Here is a 4,119-nt window from a genome sequence, read left to right as displayed (position 1 = left end):
GCCCTGCCCCTGGTGGGCATGCGCAGGCCCGATCAGGCCGAGGCGGCGGCGGCCGCCGCCACCTGGTGCCTTGAAGAGGAGGAACGGAGGGATCTGGACCGGGTGGCGCTGCGCTGCGAGGCGCGCATGCCCGCCAACCCGTTCCAGAGCGGCTGACGACCTCAGGCGCTGAGGGCGTCGGCCGGGTCGGGACTCAGCACCACCGGCAGGGCCGCCGGCCGCGGCTGCGGGGCTTCGGCCCGCTGCAGCAGGCGAACCACCTGGGGATCGGCGGTTTCGCCGCTGAGGGCACCGTCTTCACCGGGGCCGCAGGCGCTGAGGGCCTCCTGCAGCAGGGAGTCGAAGGTGGAGCCGGGCAGCCGATGGCGGGCCAGTTCGAGGAAGGCCCGTGCCAGGGATTCGCCCGCAGCCGCCCGCAGCGCAGGGTTGGAACGCCGCAGTTCCTGCTCCTGGGCGATCGAGTTGAGAAACCGCTGGGTGATGTCGCGCTTGGTGGTCGCCCGGATCCGGGTGTCCTGGTCGGCCTCGCTCAGGTGGGTCTGGGCCTCCAGCTCCTGCAGACGGCGGTTGAGGCTGTCGAGAACGTCCTGGGCCTCCTTATTGATATGGGTGAGCTGGCCATCGGAGAGCCGCGGTAGGTCGGCCACATAGACCTTTCCGTGGTCCCGCAGGGTCAGGAAGGTGGGGCGCTGGCCGCCCGTGCCTTCGCGCTGCAGCGGGGCACCGGCGTCCCGCAGGCGGGGACGGGGCTGCTGGGGGCGCTGGGGCGGGATCGGGCCGGCGGAACTGCGGCGGCGCGTGATGCGTCTGGACGTATCGAACATCGGGCAACGAACTCTTCGGAGCGGGAGGGAGCCTGGTCGTGTCGGCAAAGACGCTGACGACCTTAGGAAAAGTGGTGCATCCGGACCGGAACCGCCTCAGTGCGGCAATCCGGCCAGGGGAATCTCGCCGGGGTTGCCCGCCGCGACGCCGCCCAGCTCCCAGGCCTGGTGGCCGGAGGAGCGGCAGAGGTCGAGGGTGGCGCTCAGGGCCTCGGGCGGCACCACCAGACAGAAGCCGACCCCGAGATTGAAGGTGTTCCAGAGGTCGGCCTCCGGCACCTGTCCCTTTTCCTGCAGCCAGCGGAACAGGGGCGGGCGCTCCCAGCTGCCGGGATCGACCACGGCGTGGACCCCCGGCGGCAGGCAGCGGGGCAGGTTCTCCGGCAGGCCACCGCCGGTGATGTGGGCCATGGCGTGGAGGGGCAGGCCGGAGCGGCGCAGGTCCTTCACCAGGGCGGCATAGAGAAGGGTGGGGGTGAGCAGGGCGTCGATCAGCCCCTGGCCGGTGGCCGGCAGCGGCGTGGCGGCGTCGACGGCCTCGGCCTCGAGGATGCGCCGCACCAGGCTGAAGCCATTGCTGTGGACGCCGCTGCTGGCCACCGCCACGATCCGGTCGCCGGCGGTCACCCGAGTGCCGTCGATCCGCTCGTCCTCCTCCACCACCGCCACGCAGAACCCGGCCAGGTCGTAGCGGCCGGCGCCGTAGAAGCCAGGCATCTCCGCGGTCTCGCCCCCCAGCAGGGCACAGCCGCTCTGACGGCAGCCATCGGCGATGCCCTCCACCACCTCGGCCATGGCCTCGGGGCCGAGCTTGCCGGTGGCGATGTAATCAAGGAAGAAGAGGGGCTCGGCGCCGCTGGTGATCACGTCGTTGACGCACATGGCCACCAGATCGATGCCCACCCCGTGGTGGGCGCCGTGGGCCTGGGCCAGTTCGAGCTTGGTGCCCACCCCGTCGGTCCCGGCCACCAGCAGGGGACGCTTCATCCCGGCCGGCAGTCGGCAGAGCCCGCCGAAGCCCCCCAGTCCGCCCAGCACCTCCGGCCGTCGGGTCGTCTCGACGCTGTCCCGGATGCGTTCCACGAAGGCGCGGCCGGCGGCCACGTCCACGCCGGCAGAGCGGTAGTCCATGGGGCAAGGGTCAGCGCTGCACCGATCCTGCATCGGCACGGGGCCGCGGCGGCCCTGGGAGGCGCTGGACAGCCCCAGGGCGTGGACGATCCCTGGATTGGCCCATGCACCCATCGCCGCGGCTTATGGGCATCATCAAATCCACTGATGTTTCGTTAGCGCCGATGGGCCAGTCAGGCCAGTGGACGCCTGGAGGGGTGGCAAAGATGAAGAAAACTGATCGATCCAGGGGGGCGTCAGTGGTGCTTAAGGGCCCTGCGGACTTCGGATAGTTTTCCGGGGTCGTCATTTTTTGTCAGGAATTCACCAGGCCTATTCGGTGCCGTTGATCTCAGCCAACACCGCGTTCCGGTCCCGGTTGTCGTCAACGTCCGAATGCAGACATCGAGGAAGACCCTTCCCCGTCTGCCTGCTCCGCCGGTGCATTCCGTCTGTCATGCGAGTCACTCAACTCCTGGGCACCGCCGCCCTCCTCTTCACCAGCAGCATCGCCCCGGCCCAGGCCGGCTCCCTTACTGCCGCGCAGGCGCCAGGGAGTTCCGTTGCCATTCGCCCCGCCGACTTCCCTTCCAATTGGGAGCGCTTCGTCGAAGAGATCCGTACCGTACCTACGGCCAGCAATCTGATCGCCTCCGCCGGTCGGGTCACCACTGGCGAGGCCAGTTGGTACGGCCCCGGTTTCTTCGGCAACCGCACCGCCAGCGGTGAGGTGCTCCGCCCCGGCACCCTCACCGCCGCCCACCGCACCCTGCCCTTCGGCACCATGGTGCGTGTCACGAACCTCTGGAACGGCCGTTCCACCGTGGTCCGCATCAATGATCGCGGTCCTTTCCATGGCCGGCGGGTGATTGATCTGGCCCACGGCGCCGCCCAGAAGCTCGGCCTCACCGCCAGCGGCATCGCCGATGTGAAGCTGGAAGTCCTTCCCTGAGTCTCCGCTCCGGCCGCGGCCGGAACGTTGCCCCTCAGCCCATCCGCCAATCTGGCGGGTGGGCGTTTTCTTTGTGCCGGTGCGACTGCTTCAGACCCTGGCCGACCTGAGCGACTGGCGCCGCGGCCAGGCCGGGCGGCCGCTTCACTTCGTGCCCACCATGGGCAGCCTGCATGGGGGCCACCAGCAACTGCTGCGGCGGGCGGCGGCGGCCGCTCCCGGTGGCCGGCCCGCGGTGCTGCTCAGTGTGTTCGTCAATCCGCTCCAGTTCGGACCGGCCGAGGATTTCGCCCGGTATCCCCGCGATCTGGCCGCCGATGCCGCCCTGGGGGCGGCGGCCGGCGCCGATGCCCTCTTCGCCCCCTCCGTGGCGGAGCTGTTCCCCGCCGGCGAGGCGGAGCTCACCGCTGTGGTGCCCCCGGCCAGCCTGCGCCGGTCCCTGTGCGGCCCCGGACGCCCCGGCCATTTCGAAGGGGTCGCCACCGTCGTCTGTCGCCTGCTGGCCCTGGTGCGGCCCGATCGCCTCTTGCTGGGGGAGAAGGACTGGCAGCAGCTCACGATCCTGCGCCGCGTCGTCGCCGACCTCGCCCTGCCGGTGACGGTCCAGGGCTGCGCCACCGCGCGGGAGGCCGATGGGCTCGCCTGCAGTTCCCGCCATCGCTACCTCAGCGCCGTCGAGCGTGATCAGGCGGCGGCCCTGCCCGCAGCCTTGCAGGCGGCGCTGGCGCTCTGGCGGGGGGGCACCGGCAGCGCTTCCGTGCTGACCGCGGCGGTGAGCGGGGAGCTGGAGGCGGCGGGGCTCGGCGTGGAGTACGTCCAGCTCGTCCATCCCCTTACCCTGGCTCCGGTGTCCGGCGCCGCGGGCCTCTCCCTGCTGGCCGCCGCCGCCCGCTGCGGCAGCACCCGCCTGATCGACCACATCTTTCTGATGAACCGCCCGCCGATCGTCGCCATCGATGGCCCCGCCGGGGCGGGCAAGAGCACGGTCACCCGGGCCTTCGCCCGCCGCCTGGGCCTCGTCTACCTCGATACGGGCGCCATGTACCGCGCCCTGACCTGGTGGGTGCTGCACCGGGGTGTGGACCCGGCCGACGCTGACGCCATCGCCCCCCTGCTCGACGACCTCGATCTGCGGCTGGAGAGCGACGCGGCCGGGGAGCAGCGGGTCCGGGTCAACGGCCATGAGGTGAGCGAGGCGATCCGGGGCCCGGAGGTCACCGCCCAGGTCTCCAC

4 protein-coding genes are annotated in these 4,119 nt (G+C 71.2%); 2 read left to right on the top strand and 2 right to left on the bottom strand.

The window, feature by feature from the left end:
• Positions 1-161: 161 nt before the first annotated feature.
• Together VB737_RS05770 and purM are read right to left on the bottom strand one after the other, a co-directional pair.
• The gene (locus tag VB737_RS05770; protein ID WP_094585031.1) at positions 162-824 is read right to left on the bottom strand and encodes a DUF8655 family protein; all 663 of its coding nucleotides are present in this window, start codon (positions 822-824) and stop codon (positions 162-164) included.
• 96 nt (positions 825-920) lie between these two features.
• Positions 921-1,955, bottom strand: a complete 1,035-nt coding sequence (gene purM / locus VB737_RS05765; protein ID WP_500311894.1) for a phosphoribosylformylglycinamidine cyclo-ligase — start codon at positions 1,953-1,955, stop codon at positions 921-923.
• Between the two features lie 436 nt (positions 1,956-2,391).
• Between purM and VB737_RS05760 the strand changes: the two genes are divergently transcribed.
• Both VB737_RS05760 and panC read left to right on the top strand, forming a co-directional pair.
• Positions 2,392-2,886, top strand: coding sequence for a septal ring lytic transglycosylase RlpA family protein (locus VB737_RS05760; protein ID WP_500311892.1), 495 nt, complete (start codon positions 2,392-2,394; stop codon positions 2,884-2,886).
• 58 nt (positions 2,887-2,944) lie between these two features.
• Positions 2,945-4,119 (top strand): pantoate--beta-alanine ligase (gene panC, locus VB737_RS05755; protein WP_500311890.1); only part of this gene is annotated, 1,175 nt, incomplete at its 3' end.

It is taken from the genome of Synechococcus sp. BA-120 BA3, assembly GCF_034931285.1.
In the GTDB taxonomy this organism is placed as follows: Bacteria; Cyanobacteriota; Cyanobacteriia; order PCC-6307; family Cyanobiaceae; genus Cyanobium.
The sequence above is the reverse complement of the archived record's forward strand: the minus strand, read 5'-3'. Positions and strand labels throughout refer to the sequence as shown.

Excerpts from the sequence above, each read along its gene's own strand:
- VB737_RS05760 (WP_500311892.1), top strand. The coding sequence starts at position 2,392 with ATGCGAGTCACTCAACTCCTGGGCACCGCCGCCCTCCTCTTCACCAGC.
- purM (WP_500311894.1), bottom strand. The coding sequence starts at position 1,955 with ATGGACTACCGCTCTGCCGGCGTGGACGTGGCCGCCGGCCGCGCCTTC.
- VB737_RS05770 (WP_094585031.1), bottom strand. The coding sequence starts at position 824 with ATGTTCGATACGTCCAGACGCATCACGCGCCGCCGCAGTTCCGCCGGC.